Below are 2912 nucleotides of genomic sequence, written 5' to 3' on the forward strand. Positions count from 1 at the left end.
CAGTAGCGGCGAGCGAACGGGGAACAGCCCTTAAGTATCAGGGCCGTTAGTGGAAGCGTCTGGAAAGTCGCGCGGCACAGGGTGAAAGCCCCGTACACGAAAACTAACCTGGTATGAAATCGAGTAGGGCGGGACACGTGAAATCCTGTCTGAACATGGGGGGACCATCCTCCAAGGCTAAATACTCCCGACCGACCGATAGTGAACCAGTACCGTGAGGGAAAGGCGAAAAGAACCCCGTTGAGGGGAGTGAAATAGAACCTGAAACCGTGTGCGTACAAGCAGTCGGAGCCTTCGCAAGAGGGTGACGGCGTACCTTTTGTATAATGGGTCAGCGACTTACTTCTCAGTGGCAAGCTTAACCGACTAGGGGAGGCGTAGCGAAAGCGAGTCTTAAATGGGCGCCATAGTCGCTGGGAGTAGACCCGAAACCGGGCGATCTACCCATGGCCAGGGTGAAGGTGCGGTAACACGCACTGGAGGCCCGAACCGGGATCTGTTGAAAAAGATTCGGATGAGCTGTGGGTCGGAGTGAAAGGCTAATCAAGCTCGGAGATAGCTGGTTCTCCCCGAAAGCTATTTAGGTAGCGCCTCGTGTCTCACTACTGGGGGTAGAGCACTGTTTCGGCTAGGGGGCCATCCCGGCTTACCAAACCGATGCAAACTCCGAATACCAGTAAGTGCAATCACGGGAGACAGACGGCGGGTGCTAACGTCCGTCGTCAAAAGGGCAACAACCCAGACCGCCAGCTAAGGTCCCCAAATCAGACTTCAGTGGGAAACGATGTGGGAAGGCCCAGACAGCCAGGAGGTTGGCTTAGAAGCAGCCACCCTTTAAAGAAAGCGTAATAGCTCACTGGTCGAGTCGGCCTGCGCGGAAGATGTAACGGGGCTTAAAGTCTGTACCGAAGCTGCGGATGCACGCAAGTGCATGGTAGGGGAGCGTTCCGTAAGCCGTCGAAGGTCGGTTGTAAAGCCGGCTGGAGGTATCGGAAGTGCGAATGCTGACATAAGTAACGACAAGAGGGGTGAGAGTCCCCTCCGCCGAAAACCCAAGGGTTCCTGCGCAACGTTCATCGGCGCAGGGTGAGTCGGCCCCTAAGGCGAGGCCGAAAGGCGTAGTCGATGGGAAGCGGGTCAATATTCCCGCACCAGGCAACACTGCGATGGGGGGACGGAGAAGGCTAGGTCATCCGGGCGTTGGTTGTCCCGGTTCAAAGGTGTAGGGAGTGTCTTTAGGTAAATCCGGAGACACAATCCTGAGACCCCATGACGAGTCTCCACGGAGACGAAGTGATTGATGCCCGGCTTCCAAGAAAAGCCTCTAAGCTTCAGGTGTTGTCTGACCGTACCCCAAACCGACACAGGTGGGTTGGGTGAGAATCCCAAGGCGCTTGAGAGAACTCGGGTGAAGGAACTAGGCAAAATGGCACCGTAACTTCGGGAGAAGGTGCGCCTCTGTGTAGGTGACGGCCCTCGCGGTCCGAGCCGAAGGAGGTTGCAGTGACCAGGCCGCTGCGACTGTTTATTAAAAACACAGCACTCTGCAAACGCGCAAGCGGACGTATAGGGTGTGACGCCTGCCCGGTGCCGGAAGGTTAATTGATGGGGTTATCCGTAAGGAGAAGCTCTTGATCGAAGCCCCGGTAAACGGCGGCCGTAACTATAACGGTCCTAAGGTAGCGAAATTCCTTGTCGGGTAAGTTCCGACCTGCACGAATGGCGTAACGATGGCGGCACTGTCTCCACCCGAGACTCAGTGAAATTGAATTCTCGGTCAAGATGCCGAGTCCCCGCGGCTAGACGGAAAGACCCCGTGAACCTTTACTATAGCTTTGCACTGGACGTTGAACCGACTTGTGTAGGATAGGTGGGAGGCTGCGAAACCCGGACGCTAGTTCGGGTGGAGCCATCCTTGAAATACCACCCTGGTCTGTTTGACGTTCTAACCTCGACCCGTGATCCGGGTCAGGGACCGTGCATGGTGGGTAGTTTGACTGGGGCGGTCTCCTCCCAAAGTGTAACGGAGGAGCACGAAGGTACCCTCAGGTTGGTCGGAAATCAACCTTCTGAGTGCAATGGCATAAGGGTGCTTGACTGCGAGACTCACACGTCGAGCAGGTACGAAAGTAGGTCATAGTGATCCGGTGGTTCTGTATGGAAGGGCCATCGCTCAACGGATAAAAGGTACTCCGGGGATAACAGGCTGATACCGCCCAAGAGTTCATATCGACGGCGGTGTTTGGCACCTCGATGTCGGCTCATCACATCCTGGGGCTGAAGTCGGTCCCAAGGGTATGGCTGTTCGCCATTTAAAGTGGTACGCGAGCTGGGTTTAGAACGTCGTGAGACAGTTCGGTCCCTATCTGCCGTGGGCGTTGGAGACTTGAGGGAAGCTGCTCCTAGTACGAGAGGACCGGAGTGGACGAACCCCTGGTGTTCCGGTTGTCACGCCAGTGGCATTGCCGGGTAGCTATGTTCGGACGGGATAACCGCTGAAAGCATCTAAGCGGGAAGCCCCTCCCAAGATGAGGTCTCCCCAGGTACTCGATACCTCTAAAGGTCCGTTGAAGACCACAACGTGGATAGGCGGGATGTGGAAGCGCGGCAACGTGTGAAGCTAACCCGTACTAATTGACCGTGCGGCTTGACCATATAACACCCAAGTGCGTTACTAACCCCTTACGCTCTCATCGTTTCGCGGATCGCTGATCAGTTTTTGTATCAGCCATCCCACCCTTTCCCTGGCGGCCATAGAGACGCGGAACCACCTGATCCCTTCCCGAACTCAGACGTGAAACGCGCCCTCGCCGATCCTAGTGTGGGGCTTCCCCATGCGAACCTAGGGCACCGCCAGGGCCCTCTTCCTCCATTACCCCCTCCACTACACAGTGGCGGGGGTCTTGGTTTTG

2 rRNA genes (1 of these 2 cut by a window edge) are annotated in these 2912 nt (G+C 56.2%); both read left to right on the plus strand.

What is annotated here, in order from left to right:
* Window positions 1-2655, plus strand: a 23S ribosomal RNA gene (locus GJ668_RS19185); it begins 239 nt to the left of the window's first position.
* 88 nt (window positions 2656-2743) lie between these two features.
* Window positions 2744-2859, plus strand: a 5S ribosomal RNA gene (rrf, locus tag GJ668_RS19190).
* Window positions 2860-2912: the final 53 nt, after the last annotated feature.

Origin of the sequence: Allochromatium palmeri (assembly GCF_009720725.1) — a bacterium.
Classification (GTDB): Bacteria; Pseudomonadota; Gammaproteobacteria; order Chromatiales; family Chromatiaceae; genus Thermochromatium; species Thermochromatium palmeri.